This is a genomic window from Cobetia sp. 14N.309.X.WAT.E.A4, from assembly GCF_030397495.1.
GTDB classification, from domain to species: Bacteria; Pseudomonadota; Gammaproteobacteria; order Pseudomonadales; family Halomonadaceae; genus Cobetia; species Cobetia marina.
The window spans coordinates 358,705-374,240 of the sequence record NZ_JAPNXT010000003.1 but is presented as its reverse complement, the minus strand read 5'-3'; the positions used below and the strand labels follow the sequence as shown (position 1 = coordinate 374,240).

General features: G+C 62.6%; 16 protein-coding genes. 10 read left to right on the top strand and 6 right to left on the bottom strand.

All coding sequences use genetic code 11. The features are described 5' to 3' along the window. The first annotated feature begins 254 nt into the window (after positions 1-254). The 7 genes from OW493_RS06860 to OW493_RS06830 all read left to right on the top strand — a co-directional run bounded on the left by OW493_RS06860 (position 255) and on the right by OW493_RS06830 (position 6,818). Positions 255-749 carry a CidA/LrgA family protein gene (locus OW493_RS06860; protein ID WP_084208531.1) on the top strand — a complete coding sequence of 165 codons (495 nt, stop codon included), beginning with the start codon at positions 255-257 and terminating at the stop codon, positions 747-749. Next, positions 746-1,474 carry an LrgB family protein gene (locus OW493_RS06855; RefSeq protein WP_084208532.1) on the top strand — a complete coding sequence of 243 codons (729 nt, stop codon included), beginning with the start codon at positions 746-748 and terminating at the stop codon, positions 1,472-1,474. The genes OW493_RS06860 and OW493_RS06855 overlap by 4 nt, the downstream gene beginning before the upstream one ends. Positions 1,475-1,637: 163 nt before the next feature. Next, positions 1,638-2,522, top strand: a complete 885-nt coding sequence (locus tag OW493_RS06850) for a hypothetical protein (protein ID WP_289863689.1) — start codon at positions 1,638-1,640, stop codon at positions 2,520-2,522. 98 nt (positions 2,523-2,620) lie between these two features. Next, positions 2,621-3,283 (top strand): response regulator, encoded by a 663-nt coding sequence (locus OW493_RS06845; RefSeq protein ID WP_077375836.1) that lies wholly within the window; start codon positions 2,621-2,623, stop codon positions 3,281-3,283. Continuing rightward, complete coding sequence (locus OW493_RS06840) at positions 3,280-4,707, top strand: ATP-binding protein (RefSeq protein WP_289863688.1); 1,428 nt, start codon at positions 3,280-3,282, stop codon at positions 4,705-4,707. The genes OW493_RS06845 and OW493_RS06840 overlap by 4 nt, the downstream gene beginning before the upstream one ends. 245 nt (positions 4,708-4,952) lie before the next feature. Continuing rightward, the gene (locus tag OW493_RS06835) at positions 4,953-5,726 is read left to right on the top strand and encodes a 3-hydroxybutyrate dehydrogenase (protein ID WP_289863687.1); all 774 of its coding nucleotides are present in this window, start codon (positions 4,953-4,955) and stop codon (positions 5,724-5,726) included. A 192-nt stretch (positions 5,727-5,918) separates the two neighbouring features. After that, positions 5,919-6,818, top strand: coding sequence for an enoyl-CoA hydratase-related protein (locus OW493_RS06830; protein ID WP_289863686.1), 900 nt, complete (start codon positions 5,919-5,921; stop codon positions 6,816-6,818). Here OW493_RS06830 and OW493_RS06825 read toward each other — a convergent pair. The 5 genes from OW493_RS06825 to OW493_RS06805 form a co-directional block, all read right to left on the bottom strand. Next, positions 6,815-7,354: a response regulator transcription factor gene (locus OW493_RS06825; RefSeq protein WP_077375848.1), complete on the bottom strand. Its 540-nt coding sequence runs from the start codon at positions 7,352-7,354 to the stop codon at positions 6,815-6,817. The two genes, OW493_RS06830 and OW493_RS06825, sit on opposite strands and share 4 nt — an antisense overlap. 28 nt (positions 7,355-7,382) lie before the next feature. After that, positions 7,383-8,654: an ATP-binding protein gene (locus OW493_RS06820; protein ID WP_084208537.1), complete on the bottom strand. Its 1,272-nt coding sequence runs from the start codon at positions 8,652-8,654 to the stop codon at positions 7,383-7,385. A 113-nt stretch (positions 8,655-8,767) separates the two neighbouring features. Continuing rightward, a complete protein-coding gene (locus OW493_RS06815) occupies positions 8,768-10,336 on the bottom strand; it encodes a DASH family cryptochrome (protein ID WP_289863685.1) in 1,569 nt (522 codons plus the stop codon). After that, positions 10,323-10,490, bottom strand: coding sequence for a DUF2256 domain-containing protein (locus OW493_RS06810; protein WP_289863684.1), 168 nt, complete (start codon positions 10,488-10,490; stop codon positions 10,323-10,325). Before OW493_RS06810 ends, OW493_RS06815 begins: the two co-directional genes overlap by 14 nt. A 117-nt stretch (positions 10,491-10,607) precedes the next feature. Continuing rightward, on the bottom strand, positions 10,608-11,126 hold the full coding sequence (locus OW493_RS06805) for a MarR family winged helix-turn-helix transcriptional regulator (protein WP_289863683.1): 519 nt from the start codon (positions 11,124-11,126) through the stop codon (positions 10,608-10,610). A 247-nt stretch (positions 11,127-11,373) separates the two neighbouring features. Between OW493_RS06805 and hmgA the strand changes: the two genes are divergently transcribed. The 3 genes from hmgA to maiA all read left to right on the top strand — a co-directional run bounded on the left by hmgA (position 11,374) and on the right by maiA (position 14,578). Continuing rightward, entirely contained in the window at positions 11,374-12,687 is a 1,314-nt protein-coding gene (gene hmgA / locus OW493_RS06800) for a homogentisate 1,2-dioxygenase (protein WP_289863682.1), read from the top strand. A gap of 75 nt (positions 12,688-12,762) precedes the next feature. Further along, a complete protein-coding gene (locus OW493_RS06795) occupies positions 12,763-13,782 on the top strand; it encodes a fumarylacetoacetate hydrolase family protein (RefSeq protein WP_289863681.1) in 1,020 nt (339 codons plus the stop codon). Between the two features lie 145 nt (positions 13,783-13,927). Then, positions 13,928-14,578, top strand: coding sequence for a maleylacetoacetate isomerase (maiA, locus tag OW493_RS06790; RefSeq protein WP_289863706.1), 651 nt, complete (start codon positions 13,928-13,930; stop codon positions 14,576-14,578). 139 nt (positions 14,579-14,717) lie between these two features. Here the strand turns inward: maiA and OW493_RS06785 are convergent, their stop codons facing one another. Beyond that, positions 14,718-15,500: a cation diffusion facilitator family transporter gene (locus OW493_RS06785; RefSeq protein ID WP_289863679.1), complete on the bottom strand. Its 783-nt coding sequence runs from the start codon at positions 15,498-15,500 to the stop codon at positions 14,718-14,720. Between the last annotated feature and the right edge of the window lie 36 nt (positions 15,501-15,536).

Genomic DNA, 15,536 nt, shown 5'->3' with positions numbered 1-15,536 from the left:
AAGGATTCTGGCATCGCGTAGGCGTGTCCTTGCCGGAGAAGGTAGCGGTTCAGTCGAGTCAGAACACTACCATAAGCCAGCGTTGCCGCCACTGCCGGGCTTTCGACGTGCATCCAGGGCTGCGCCATGCAGCCCACGTCGCGCCCATGGCGGGTACGGCCCGGTATCACCGTGCCGTGATTGGGCATCTATGGCACAATTCGGCCTTTTACCGCACGTCAGATGAGTGCCTTGATGGGGGAGACTAGCCGGAGATGGAGTTGATCAAGGGGTTCTGCATTCTGCTGACATGTCAGTTCGTGGGCGAGGTGCTGGGACGTGCCCTCGTATTGCCGGTGCCTGGACCGGTACTGGGCATGCTGATCCTGCTGCTGGCGCTGATGGTGCGTGGCCGTCTGCGCAAGCGATTGATACCGTCGCCGGACAGGGAAGGTGACGCCGTACGCATCTCGGACAACGATGCTGGTCAACGTCAGCTGCTCCGCGCCATGTTGCGTGAACGAGTGCCCGGCAGTCTCAGGCTTGCCAGCAATGGCCTGCTGGCACATCTCTCGCTGTTGTTCGTCCCGGCAGGGGTCGGGGTCATGGTGCATCTGGACCTCATCGCTCAGGACCTGCTCGCCATCGCGGTGACGCTGGTGGTGTCCATCGCCGTGACGCAGTTCGTGACAGCATGGCTGTTGCAGCGGCTGATAGATCGTCGTTCATCTTTGCAAGGTCCGGTGGCCGGCAAGGGAGGGGAACAGTGAATCTCGCCCCTCTGGATGCTCTCTGGGTCTATCTCAGTGCCTCTCCGCTGCTGCACCTGTTGCTGACGCTGGCGGCCTTTCTGCTGGCGACCGTGATCAACCGCCTGGCTCGTGGCGCGTCTCTTGCCCATCCGGTGCTGGTGTCGATTGCCTTGATCATCGGCTTTCTCTGGCTGACGGATACCGACTACGCGACCTATTTCGAAGGCGCCCAGTTCATTCACTTCCTGTTGGGGCCGGCGACGGTGGCACTGGCGGTGCCGCTGTTCGATCATCTTGACCGCGTCAAGCAGATGCTCTGGCCTCTGCTGACGGCCTGTTGCGTCGGTATCACCACTGCAGTGACCACCACGCTCGGTCTGGCCCTGGTCCTGGGGGCGCATACACCGGTGGCGCTGAGCCTGGCCCCCAAGTCGGTGACCTCGCCGATCGCCATGGGGATCGCGGAAAAGCTCGGCGGCATTCCCTCACTCACGGCAGGACTGGTGTTGTTGACCGGGACGCTTGGCTGTGTGATCGGTCCGCTGATGCTGCGGCTGTCAGGTGCGCGTGATGATACCGTCAAGGGCTTTACCATGGGCCTGTCTGCCCATGGGATCGGCACGGCTTACTGCTTCTCTTCACTCAGCACCCTAGCCGGTGCCTTCGCGGGCATGTCCATGGGACTGACGGGACTCCTGACGGCCTTCATTCTGCCGCCGCTGGTCCATCTGTTCGGGTTGTAAACTTCGGGCATCGGCGTCTGGCGCCGGCAAGGGACATCAAGTCTTCCGTCAGAGGGCAAGGAAAGAGTCGCTGCTTAATCTTTCGTTAAGCGTTGGTCGGCATCGTGTAGGTCATTCAGCCTGGCATGGTCGAATCGACGATGCCCCGACCAAGGATGTTGCCATGTACCGTCCGTTTCGCTCCCGTGGTGGTTCTGTCGAAAGTTCTCGGCTGGCCGGTCATCGCTTGCTCGTCGAAGCGCCCATGGCCTCGAGTTGCCGGGAGATATGCTGGCAGCTGGCGGGCCATGGCGCCACGCTGACACTGGTGGAGCGCCCGGGAGATGATCTCGCGCTTCTGTGCCAGCTGCTGCCGACTCCTCTGGGGCAACGGCATCGCTGTCTGACCCTCGCCGTCTCGGACGTCACCGGCGAGTCGCTGTGTGAGCAGCTGCTCGGCATCACGCCCGCGTCGCGTCCTCACACCCTGGTGAGCTTGCCGGGTGATGGTGAGTGGCAGCTGGAGGCCGGGCGTGCCATGCATGTTCTGCATGGCTCTGGCTGGCAGCCTGGCGTGCGCCAGCGGGTACTGGAATGTCTCTCGGCCTCTCTTGTCACGGCGGGGCGGGAGGAATTGGTCGAGTTCATACTGCAGCCGGATGGCCACTTGTTCGCCCCGGTCTCCGCCTGTGCCCACCAGCATGTCAGGCTTCACGTTCCCCCTCTGATCACCGGGGAAGAGTCTCCGCTACTGATGCAACTGGCGCGGCATCAAGGATGCCACCCCATCAGCATCGAGTGTCAGGTCGAGCAGATGATGTATCCGCTTTGCCTGTTGCGAGCACCGGGGGCGTTGGCTCGCATGAGACTTCGAGGTGGCTGGGCATTGCGCCGCATTCTCGGCCAACCGGAACGCATGCTGGACTCGGGCCTGGAGGCCATTCGCGAAGCGCTTCAACGCATCGTGTTTCGCCGCCAGGAGCGCCGCGCTGTCCTCGGCGCAAGACGACGGGGCAGGGGATGGGGCTTGCAAAGGCCATGGGCGGAGAGAGCCGGGAATCGCGCCTAGTCGTTGATGCTGCCATCCCGCTCTCGTCATCTGTCATCAGCGGGGGCATGGGATATCCCCTGTTCCCTCTCACGTATCGCTTGTCATCAGGAGACCCCATGCGCGTGCTGCTCGTGGAAGATGATCCACTGTTGGGTGAAGGTATAGGTCATGCCTTGAGTCGTGAAGGCATGAGCAGTGAATGGTTGCGGGTGGGGGGCGATGTCGTGGCCACTCTCAAGCATTCCTCCTTTGATGTCCTGGTGCTGGATCTTGGCTTGCCGGATATGGACGGTCTCGAGGTGCTGACCGCCCTGCGCCGTCGGGGCCACACTCTGCCGGTGCTGATTCTGACGGCACGAGATGATATCAGTGACCGAGTGCGTGGCCTGGACAACGGAGCGGATGATTATCTGGTCAAGCCCTTTGACATTGCCGAGCTGGTGGCCCGATTGCGCGCGCTGGTCAGGCGTCATGCGGGTCAGGCCAACGGATGCCTGCAACTGGGGGCCCTGAGCATTGATCAGGCCGGTCGTTCCGTCACCCTGGCCGGCGCCGAGGTGACGCTGGGGCGGCGCGAATTCGATCTGCTGGAGTTTCTTCTCCTCCATCCCAGTCGTGTCTTCAGTCGGGACCAGCTCGTCGAGCAGTTATATGGTTGGGATGGGGATGTGGAAAGCAATGTCATCGAGGTGCATGTGCATCATCTTCGCCGCAAATTCGGGGCCGGCGTGGTGAAGACCGTACGCGGGGTCGGCTACCGACTGGGGGAGTCCGCGTGAAGTCGATACGCAGTTTTCTGCGGCGCAGCCTCATCGGGGGGGTGATCATCGTGCTGGGGGCAGCTGCCACCTGGAGCTACTTCGATGCCCGTGAGCAGATCGATGAGCTGTTCGATGCACAGCTGGCCCAGAATGCCCGCATGCTGGGCCGCCTCTATCAATCCGAGCTGGCCTCGCTGTCGCCGGTGGCGCGTCAGCAAAGACTTCAGGAGATGACCTCGGGGCAGTTCAGTCTGCGACCGCCATCCCTGAGCTTCGCGGATGGGCACGAGAAGTCGCCCCTCGGTCATGTCTATGAAGACAAGCTGGTCTTCCAGATGTGGGATGCACTCGGTCAGCCCTTGCTGGGGCTCTCCACTCCCTCGGTCATGCTCGACTATCTGCCGTTGCCCGGCTATGCCAAGCAGCACACGGATCATCACGACTGGTTCACCTTCACGCTGTATTTCCCTGACAGCGGCATCTGGGTCACGGCCGCTCAGCGGGAAGACGTACGAGATGAATTGACGGGGCAGATCGCACTGCACAACGTGCTGGCGCTGGTGGTCGGGCTGCTCGTGATCGCCTTGCTGATCGGTGTCGCCGTCTCTCGGGGATTCCGTCCCGTGCTGCGCATCAGCCGACAGATCACTGCCCGTCAGCCCGGCTATCTAGAGCCACTTGATGCCAGTGAGGCGCCGGACGAGATTCGCGGGATGGTGGATGCGCTCAACGGCTTGCTGAGACGCTTGGCCGACACGCTCGACAAGGAGCGTCGCTTCACTGCCAATGCGGCACACGAGTTGAGAACGCCCCTGGCCGGCATCAAGGTGCACGCCCAGAATGTCGAGGCGGATGCCACCGATGAGAACTCGCGGCGTTCGGCGCGCATGATCGTCGATGGTGTCAATCGCATGACGCGTGTCGTGGAGCAACTGCTGACGCTGTCGCGGCTGGAGAGTGGTGCCGAGGTGCCGCGCAGTCACGTCGATCTCGGGCATCTGGCGCATGAACTTGCGCGGGATCTCGGCCCCATGGCGCGCCAGCGTGGCGTCGGGATGTCTGTCGACGTCACGCCCGACGCGCAGTTGATCAGCCACGAGAACGGCCTCTATGTGCTGCTGCGCAATCTTCTCGACAACGCGCTGCGCTATACGCCCGAGGGGGGGGAAGTGCGTTTGAGCATTCGGCGCCGCGAGACCTCTCTCGGCGATGGTCTGATCATGGAAGTCATGGATACCGGCCCCGGCATCCCGCCCCTTGAGCGTCAGCGGGTCCGGGAGCGCTTCGTGCGTCTGGCGGGGCAGAACACCTCGGGGTCAGGGCTGGGCCTTTCGATCGTCGATGAACTGGCCGAGCGTCTGGGAGCGGAACTGACCCTGGATGACAGTCCGCTGGGGAGTGCGGCGTCGCCCGGTCTGTCAGCTCGATTGCACTTCGGCTGAGCTCGCGTTGCATGCTGCGCCCTGGCGGTTGCGCAAGTTGCATCACGGCTCTGGCATGCAGGCTCCAGGCGGTTCAACGCCATGCATGCTGTCGCCGGCAGGCCAACAAGGCGATGGTCGGGTGGCGAAGGTGGCTTTATTAGCGCTATCTTCACTATATGTTGCAGAGCAGCATCCGATGCCACCCGGTCCCTGTCTGGGGCTGGGCATTCCTGCGGCATGACATCAGCCCGAAGGAGACCTTCATGAGTGAACAACAGTCAGCCCCGACCCGCGTCGCCCTTGTCACGGGGACTGCCAGTGGTATCGGCGCCGCCATCATGGAAGCGATGTGCCAGGCCGGTCATCAGGTCCTTGCCGTGGATTTCAGTGACGATGGGGCAGAGGTCGCCGACAAGGCAGGCGCTGCATTCTTCAAGGCAGACCTGACGGATGGCGAGCAATGTCGGGCCGCTGTCGAGGAAGCGGTGTCACGCTTCGGTCGCCTGGATATCCTGGTCAACAATGCCGGTATCCAGCACGTCGAGCGCATCAAGGAGTTCCCGCAGGCCAAGTGGGATCAGATCATCGCGCTGATGCTGACGGCACCTTTCACGCTGATTCAGGCTGCCTGGCCGCACATGGAGAAGAATGGATATGGCCGCATCGTCAACATGGCCTCCATTCACGCGCATGTCGCCTCGCCCGGCAAGGCGGCCTATGTCAGCGCCAAGCATGGTCTGATGGGGCTGACCAGGACGGCGGCACTGGAAGGCGGCGAGAGTGGTATCACGGCCAATGCCATCTGCCCGGCGTATGTGCGCACTCCGCTGGTCGACAAGCAGATCGCCGAGCAGGCCAGGCTCAATGACATGCCCGAGGATGAGGTGATCGAGAAGATCATGCTCAAGGGGGCCGCCATCAAGCGCATGATCGACCCCGCCGAAGTCGCTGACATGGCGGTGTGGCTGGCCTCCGACAAGGCAGGCTCGGTGACGGGCTCTAGTTTCAACATGGATCTCGGCTGGACGGCACATTAAGTCGCGTGACGCCTCGCGTGGGGTCGGCAGCCCGCCTGCCCGCTGCGTGAACCACCGGCAAGACCGACAGGCCCTTGTCTCTCCCGCCGCATGACGCTGCACGGAGGGCAAGGGTCTTCTCGTATGTGCGAGTTGACAGGCCCCTTGAGGGCCCTCGCTCGTGACGGCCATCGATGACGCCAGGAATCCGCCATGACCGCTTCGCCACATGACACGACTCACGCCGCTGCTCACGACGCTACCTCATCCCCACGCGATTCCACTGACGCCTGCTGCGCCCGGCTGAGGTCAGCGGCTGCACCCGTGCCCCTTGTCGACAGTCACCTCAGTCTCGAGCACGGTGTCGCCGTCATGACCTTCGCCCGTCACGACGTGCGCAATGCCCTGACGGGGACTGCGCTGGTGGAGGATCTGCTGGCAGTGGCCGAATGGGTCAATGGCTGTGACAGCGTGGGTGCCCTGGTGATCACCGGCGAGGGCAGCGCCTTCTCTGCCGGAGGCAATGTGCAGGACATGGCGCAGCGAAAGGGGGATTTTGCTGGAGATGCCGCCGAGGTCGCGGCGCGCTATCGCCGCGGTATCCAGCGAATGACACCTGCGGTGCTGGGCATCGAGGTGCCCGTGATCGCGGCGGTCAATGGTCCGGCCATCGGGGCCGGCTTTGATCTCGCCAACATGTGTGACATTCGCCTGGCCAGTGACCAGGCACGTTTCGGCGAGACGTTCCTGTCGCTGGGGTTGATCCCCGGTGATGGGGGCGCCTGGCTGCTGCAACGTCTGATCGGCTATCAGCGTGCCTGTGAGCTGACCTTCAGCGGGCGTATCGTCTCGGCGCAGGAAGCGCTGGCACTGGGGATCGTGCTGGAAGTCTGTGCAGAGGAGGACCTGATGACACGTGCCCTGGAGATGGCACGTCAGATGGCGAGTCAGCCGCGTCAGGCGACACGGCTGACCAAGCGTCTGATGCGTCGTGCCCCCGAGATGCGGTTGGACGACTTCCTGGATCTGTGTGCCAGTTTTCAGGGCCAATGCCATCAGGACCCGGAGCATCATGCTGCCGTGGCGGCCCTGCTGGCCCGAATGAAGCGCTAGCGCTTTACCGGTCGCTTCTGCAGTTTGCGCTGCAGCGTGCGGCGGTGCATCCCCAGGGCGCGAGCCGTGGAAGAGATGTTGCCGTCGTGCTCGTTGAGCACCTTCTGGATGTGTTCCCAGGTCAGGCGATTGACCGAGGGCGGGTTGTCGGAGATCTCGGCTTCCGGATCACCTCCCTCGCGCTTGAAGGCGTGAAGTATCTCGTCGGCATCGGCGGGCTTGCACAGGTAGTTCACGGCACCCAGCTTGATGGCTTCCACTGCCGTGGCAATGCTGGAGTAGCCCGTCAGCACCACGATGCGTGCTTCCGGCAACAAGGCGATCAGCTCGGGCAACAGCTTGAGGCCGGAGCTCTGTTCGAGCTTCAGATCCAGCGTGATCAGCTCGGGGCGATGGCTGCGCGCGATACTCAGCGCCTGTGCCTCGTCCCGGGCAACCTCCACGGCATAGCCGCGGCGTGTCATGGCACGTGCCGTCACCTGGCAGAAGAATTCGTCATCGTCGATGATCAGCAGTCGGGTTTCTTCGCTCATCAGGGGCTCACTTGGGCGGTCTTTGCCGCCATCAGTTCAGATAAAGAGGGAGGCGCACTTCCGTCAAGGTGCCGCCGTCTTCGTGGTTGTACAGGCTGACGCCACCACCGAAACGATTGATGGTGGCGTGGGTCAGGAACAGGCCGATGCCCATCCCCTTGGATTTGGTGGAGATGAAGGTCTCACCGAGCTGGTCCGCGACCGCCATGGGAACGCCTGCACCATGGTCACGAATGTCGATGGTGACCTCGTCATCCCGCCGTTCCAGGGTGATCTCGATGTCATCGGGGCAGGCATCCGCGGCATTGTTGAGCAGGTTCATCAGCGCCTGCTCAAGCGTGGTATCGACCAGGATCTGAGCCTTGCGGGCGGAGGCATCCACTTCGACGCTATGTTGCACATCCGGGCGTACCACCAGCCAGCGCTGCACGATTTCCTCCAGCCAGCGCGCGGCGTTGAGCGCCTGGGGCTGCTCCATGCGACGACGGTCGGCCGCGGCCACCATCGCTTGCAGGCGCTGCTTGCAGGTGTCGACCTGGCTGCGCAGCAGTGCGAGATCCTCCTCCAGCTGCGGGTCGTTCTTGTCCTTGGCATCCTCGCGCATCTCGCTCAACAGCACCGCCATGGTCGAGAGCGGGGTGCCCAGTTCGTGCGCGGTGCCGGCGGCCTGGCTGGCGACTGCCAGTACCTGTTCGCTGCGCAGAGCCGCTTCTCGTGTGGTGGACAACGCCTGGTCTCGCGTGCGCAGGGCATGAGCCATCTTGAAGATGAAATAGGTCACCAGCGATGCCGACAGGCCGAAGTTCAGCCACATGCCGATGACGTGCAGACTGATGCGCCCGCCGAGTTCGTAGGTGGCCAGCTGCGGGACGGGTTCGTAGAACACCATCAGGAAGCTGTAACAGCCCATGCCGACGGCCGCGATGATCCAGGCATAGCGCCAGGGCAAGGTGGCGGCCGCCATGGTCACCGGCACCAGATAGTAGGGCACGAAGGGGTTGGTGGAGCCGCCGGTATTGAAGAACAGCATCGTCAGACCGGCGATATCCACCAGCAGATGCAGCAGGTTCTCGGTGTCAGTGACCGGATGCGTCTGACCCAGACGCCACCAGCTGGCGACATTGACCAGGCCCATCGCGATGATGATCGAGATGACGGGGAGGACATTGAGCTGAAAGCCGATGATCTCGATCCCGAAGATGATCAGGATCAGGAAGCCTGTCCAGGTGATGCCGCGCGCGATGGTCAGACGAATGAGATTGCGGTGCGGTGTGGACAGTGGCGGCGGTAGCGGCTGATTCATGACGACTCCTGCAAGGAATGCGGCCATGATAGTGAATAAGGCCGGTAAAGTGCAGTCCTGACGGCCAGTTAGCGTCAGTGGCCCGACGGCTTGTGTCCGCTGTCAGTCTCCTCTCAGCCCCGTTCGAAGGAACCACTCAGCCATGGCTTCACACGTGTCGGTGTGACGTCGCTGAGATGGGGCTGCCAGGCATCGACAAGATGCAAGGGCTGGCGCGGGTAGCCGGACTGCGTCGTCCCGTTGATGCCTCCCGACGCCCCGGGCGTCACGCGAAATGACCAGGCAATCCAGGGAGCATGGCGTTGCATGCCGGCCGGCAGCGTTTCCAGTTCGGGTATCCAGCGGGTGACGTGATGGCCGAGCGGGTCGTGCTGGCGAGCCTGCTTCATCATGTTGAAATGACGGTCCGCACGTGGATCGCGTCCCACGCCTGCCAGGTAGCGCCAGTTGCCCCAGTTGGACGCGACATCATGATCCAGCAGCTGATGCTCGAACCAGGCGGCACCCAGCCGCCAGTCCACGCCAAGATCCTTGATCAGATAGCTCGCCACGTTCTGGCGCATGCGGTTGCTCAGCCAGCCGGTGGCGGCCAGCTCGCGCATGCCGGCATCCACCCAGGGCACGCCGGTCATTCCGGCCTGCCAGCGTGCAAGCGCATCCGGTATCGCAGCGCACGCCTCGTGCCGCAGCGAGTCTGTACCGGGCCTGCCTGCCAGAAAGACCTGTCTCCCCAGCTGGCGGGTATCCCAATGAAAGTACTCCCGCCACAAGAGCTCGACGCGAATCCAGTCGCTGTCCTTGAACGCCGCCTGTGGGGTCTCGCAGAGCTCAGGCAGTGTCTTCTGGAAGGTGTGCAACCTGTCGAGTATGCGTCGTGGTGAGAGACACCCCAGTGCCAGCCAGGCAGAGAAACGGGTCGAGAAATCTGCCCCACTGAGGCGATTGCGGGTGGTCTTGTACTGGCCGGCATGTTCAGGACTCAGATAATGCTCGAGTCTCTGCAGCGCTGCGGGCTCACCCCCAAGGAAGGCATGCTCTCCCCGCGGGTCGCTCTGCCAGTCCCTGGCTGCATGGAGTCGTCTGGCGCTGCCCTGCATGCCACGCGGCGCCTGTGCCGGCCAGCTCGGCAGCGCGCAAGGCGCCGCCATCGGAGCGGGCATGGCTTGGATATCCGGATAGGCCTTTTCCAGCTTGCGACGAAAGGCGCTGAAGGTTTCAGGAAGCTCACTGAGCGTGAAGGGCAAGTCGTCCTCGTCCAGGAGTAAGCCGCTATTGACCTGCCGCAGGCGACAGCTGGCGGCCACTGCCTGCTGCTGGCGTCGCTCCACCAGACCTGTGGCGCGTCGCGCGATGACGCCTCGGCACGCATGCTGCCTGGCGAGTTCGGGTATCAGATGTGCAGCGTCACCCTGGAGGATCAGCAGATCACTGCCCAGGGTTTGAAGCCCTGCCTGCAGGGATTCGAGGCTCTCCAGCAGGAAGCGCTGACGTGCAACGCTGAGTGGCTGCAGCCTGGCAGCATCAGGGCTGACACTGCCAACGGGCTGGAAGGTCGTCTCCGGCAGGATGTATACCACCAGCAGGTGCGCCGGGTGTTCCTCGAGCGCGGCCTGCCACAGGGGGTTGTCATCGAGACGCAGGTCATCGTCCAGCCAGACAAGCCAGGTATCAGTGCTGGTCATGGTGTGTCTCCCGGGCTGCCTGACGCGCATTGCGTCGGCAGCGTTGACTGCAGTGACGTACCTCTTCCCAGCAGTCCTGCCACTTCTTGCGCCATGTGAAGGGGCGCTGACAGGTCTGACACAACTTGCTTGGCAGGTGCGGTTTGCGATGCATGCGGGGACGACTCCATAAAACCAGTACGTGATTTATACCATACTTATACGAAGTGCGAGTGTCCTGTCGAGAATCTCATGGGGCACAAGGTGGCGCACCTGCTGCCTCCCGCGAGTCTCAGTCGTTGCCTGGCAGCTGATCCAATTGACGCTCCAGGGTCTGCATGGTGAGCAGCAGATCCCGGTATTGGCGTGCATTGACGGCGCTCAGCAACTCATCCTCGAAGCGGCGGGCCTCGGGGATCAGCTCAGCGAGCATGGCCTCACCCTCGGCGGTGAGGGCGAGCAACTGCGCACGCTGATCCTGCTCGCTCGGCCGGCGCAGGATCAGTTCACGGGCTTCCAGTGACTTGACGGCCCGAGAGACGCGCACCTTGTCCATATGAGTCCGCTGACTGATTTCCCGGGCCGTCAATGACGAGCCACGACTCAACCAGGCCAGCAGACGCCACTCGGCGACATTGATGGCGAAGCGCTCACCATAACGGACGAACAGCGCCTCACTGGTTCGCTCGGCCAGACGGTTGAGGCGATAGGGCAGGAACTGGTCAAGATCCAGCTCGCAGCGGGGTGTGTCCTGTGGGGGTTCCCCGTCAAGGGCATCGCGAGCTTCGGGAGTGTCATCAGTGTGTTGCATCGAAAGTTACCTGACTCGGTGAGAGGGTTGGCATACTGAGTCGCATTGAAACGTTTCAGGTGGATCAGGTTACCAATGTTACCACCTTCGAGAGCGAGCAAGACAAAAGTCTAGCAATTGGGCGATTGTCAGGGTGTGGGTATGCCTATATGGTTTCATATGTAACCAGTTAGGGCGTTGGCGGTATGTCGTGCCGTGGATGCCCCAGATCTTCAGGAGCCGCGAGCCCACAAGGAGATGAATCGTCATGCGCGAGCGCAACGCTGAGTGCCATTATCACGCCGGTTTTCGTAATCATGTCTCCACCGAGGCGTTGCCTGGCGCCTTGCCGCAGGGCCAGAACTCTCCCCAGCGTTGCCCTTATGGCCTGTATGCGGAGCAGTTGAGCGGCTCGGCCTTCACGGCACCGCGCAGTCACAACCTACGCAGCTGGCTTTACCGCATTCGGCCCTCGGTCGTGCAGGGCGCCTACCAGCCCATGGAGATGCCGCAGGTCGCCACTGCACCGTTGGCCGAGAGAGTGCCGGACCCCAATCCGATGCGCTGGGACCCCATCACATGCTCGACAGGGGACTTTCTGGACGGCCTGATCACGCTGGCGGTCAATGGGGACGCCCAGGCGCAGCAGGGCTGTGCCACGCACCTCTATGCCTTCTCTCGCGGCATGCAGCAGCGCTTTTTCTACAATGCCGACGGCGAATTGCTGATCGTGCCGCAACAGGGCGCCATCGAGGTGCGCAGCGAGCTGGGCCTGCTGGAAGTCGCCAGCGGCGAAATCGTGGTGATTCCGCGCGGTATCAAGTTCCAGCTCAATCCGCTGGCGGGGCACGTGGAGGGCTGTCGAGGCTATGTGGCCGAGAACTATGGCGCGCCTCTCGAATTGCCCTCTCTGGGGCCCATCGGCAGCAATGGACTGGCCAACCCGCGTGATTTTCTCGCACCATCGGCGCGTTTCGAGGACGAAGCTGGTGATTTCACGCTGGTGGCCAAGTTCGGGGGGAGTTTCTGGCGCGCGAGTCTGGATCATTCGCCACTAGATGTCGTGGCCTGGCATGGCAACTACGCGCCCTACAAATATGATCTGGCGACCTTCAATACCCTCAACACGGTCAGCTTCGATCATCCGGACCCCTCGATCTTCACCGTGCTGACATCACCATCGGACACCGCCGGGGTCGCCAATCTCGACTTCGTGATCTTCCCGCCGCGCTGGATGGTCGCCGAGAACACCTTCCGTCCCCCATATTTCCATCGCAATCTGATGAGCGAGCTGATGGGACTGATCCATGGTGAATATGATGCCAAGCGCGAAGGCTTCCGCCCGGGAGGCGCGAGTCTGCACAACGCCATGACCCCGCATGGCCCTGACGCTGCCACCTTCGAGGCCGCCACTCAGGCGGAACTCGCCCCCCGCTATCAGGGCAATACGCTCGCCTTCATGTTCGAGAGTCGCTATCTGTTCCAGCCCACCCCACAGGCCCTGTCGTCGAGCGCTCGTCAGCGCGACTACGGCTCGGTCTGGCAGGGGTTGGCGTCTCATTTCACTCCCCGAAAGCGCTGAGATTGGCATGTGCCTGTCATCCCGCTCTGGTCTACCCACGTCCTTTCATCCCTCAAGCTTCTCAAGGAGGCAGTCATGAAATTCGCCACTCACCAGGATGGTTCCCGCGATGGAACACTGCTGCTGGTCTCCCGTGATCTGACCCGCGCCGTGAAGGTCGCGGATGTCGCCACGACGCTGCAGGCGCTGCTGGAGGACTGGGCTTCGCTGACACCAGCGCTCGAGAAGCGTTACGCAGCGCTCAATGATGGCACCTTGGCTGATACGTTCGATCTGGACATGAAGACTCTGCATTCGCCGCTGCCACGCGCTTATCAATGGGCAGACGGCTCGGCGTATCTGAACCATGTCCAGCTGGTGCGTCAGGCACGCGGCGCCGAGATGCCCGAGACCTTCTGGCACGACCCGCTGATGTATCAGGGCGGCAGCGACAGCTTCCTGGCCCCCAACGCCGATATCGTGTGTGTCAGTGAGGAGCATGGCATCGATTTCGAAGGCGAGATCGCCGTCATCACTGACGATGTGCCGATGCAGGTCAGTCCGGAGCAGGCCGAGAGCCACATCCGCCTTGTGATGCTGGTCAATGACGTCAGTCTGCGTGGGTTGATCCCCGGTGAGCTGGCCAAGGGCTTCGGCTTCTTTCAGGCCAAGCCGTCGTCTAGCTTCTCGCCCATCGCCGTGACGCCGGATGAGCTGGGGGATGCCTGGCAGCAGGGGCGCGTGCATCTGCCGCTGAGCGTGCATCTCAATGGTGAGACGTTCGGTGAGCCAGAGTCCGGGCCAGACATGATCTTCAGTTTCCCGCAGCTGGTGGCGCATGCCGCCAAGACTCGCCCGCTGGGGGCCGGCGCGATCATCGGTTCCGGCACCGTATCCAATCCCGGCAAGGATGGCGGGCCCGGCAAGCCGATCAGCGAAGGGGGCGTGGGCTACAGCTGTCTGGCGGAGGTGCGCATGGTCGAGAAGATCCTGTTCGATGAGATTCGCACGCCCTTCATGCGTTTCGGTGATCGTATCCGCATCGAGATGCTCGATCGCGATGGCCAGAGCATCTTCGGCGCCATTGATCAGCAGGTGACGCCGTTGGACGCCTGAAGGCGGCCTCATCAGGCAGAGTTTCTCGCAGACACGTCTCGGGAAGACGTCGTGTGCCGGTAAGCCTCAAGCCAACTGGGTGCGAGGCAGTGCGAATGAGCGGCCGGCTTCCAACCGCGTCACAGGGGAGTACAGCATGAGTTCAATGAGTCTGTATGGCTATTACCGTTCATCTACCAGCTATCGAGTAAGAATCGCGCTGGCGCTCAAGGGGATTGAGGTCGCTCAGGTGCCGGTCAACCTTCTCAAGGGCGAACAGCGCAGCGAGGAGTATCTGGCCATCAATCCCCAGGGTCTGGTACCGACCCTGATGGTGGGAGATACGGAAACATCTGCGGCCCTGACCCAGTCGCTCGCGATCATGGAATATCTGGAGGAGCGCTGGCCCGCGCCGGCGCTGCTGCCCTCAACGCCGGAGGCGCGTGCGAAGGTGCGCTCACTGTGCCAGTTCATGGCCTGCGAGATGCATCCGCTCAACAATCCGCGCGTGCTCAATTATCTGACCGATCGGCTAGATGTCACCCAGGCGCAGCGCCTTGAGTGGTACCGCCACTGGGTCGCCGAAGGTTTAGCGCGTCTGGAAGTGTTGCTGGCGGAAAGTGCAGGGCGCTTCTGCCATGGCGATAGCCCGGGCATGGCAGATGCCTGCCTGATGCCCCAGCTCTACAATGCGCGCCGCTTCGAGTGTGAACTCGAGGATTACCCGAGGATTCTGGCCATCGAGGCGGCCTGCCAGTCACTGGACGCTTTCCAGCAGGCGCATCCTGAGCGTCAACCAGATTGTCCGGCCCCCTGACCCTGGCGATATCCAGACACTAAAGCGCCCCGTCGAGCTCGACGGGGCGCTGTCGTTTCAGGCGGACTGCACGCGGATGATGGCATTCGACGGCATGCCAGTGGCTGGGCAGAGCGGCGGGAATGACACCTGAGTCGTGTCAGATAGAGGTGTTTCCACCACCGCCCTTGCCGGAACAGCAGCCGCTGGCGGGGGACTGTTCGACCACGGTGGCAGCCGTGGGCGGTGCACAACAGCTGCTGGTGGCGCAGGACGATGCCTGATCGCTGGCTGCCTGCTCATCTGATGCCTGCGCGTTTGTGGCCTGTTTCGCCTCGCGCAGCTCAACTCGCGCATCGCGAATCACCTGCCAGGCGGATTGCAGGAAGAGTGCGGCGATCGCAGCGCCCAGCAGCACGTCCGGCCAGCGAGAGCCCGTCCAGCCCACCAGTATCGCAGCGCCGAACACTGAGACATTGGCGATGATGTCATTGCGTGAACACAGCCAGGTGGAGCGCATGTTGAGATCATCCGACTTGAAGCGCCACAGCAGGCCGAAGCAGATGAGATTGACGACCAGTGCCAGCAGGGCGAAGGCGCCCATGCCGTGGGCGGCCGGTGCCACGCCGTGCAGTGCCTGATGCCCTGCCTCGCCAAGGACGATCAGGCCCAGCGCCAGCATCACGATGCCCTTGATCAGCGCGCTCATTGCGCGTTCACGCACACTGCGGTGCAGGACGTAGAGGGTCAGGGCGTAGACGCTGGCATCGCCGAACATGTCGAGGGAATCCCCCAGCAGCGCGGTGGAACCCAGCCACCAGGCCGCGGTGAATTCGACGAAGAACATGCTGGCATTCAGCGCCAGCAGAATCTTCAGGACCTTGCCCTGTGAGGCTCTGAGCTCTGCCAGCTCGCCGGATTTGCTTTCGCAACAGCTTTTCATGGGTCTTGGCCTCCTGTCGTGTTGCTGACAGCATGG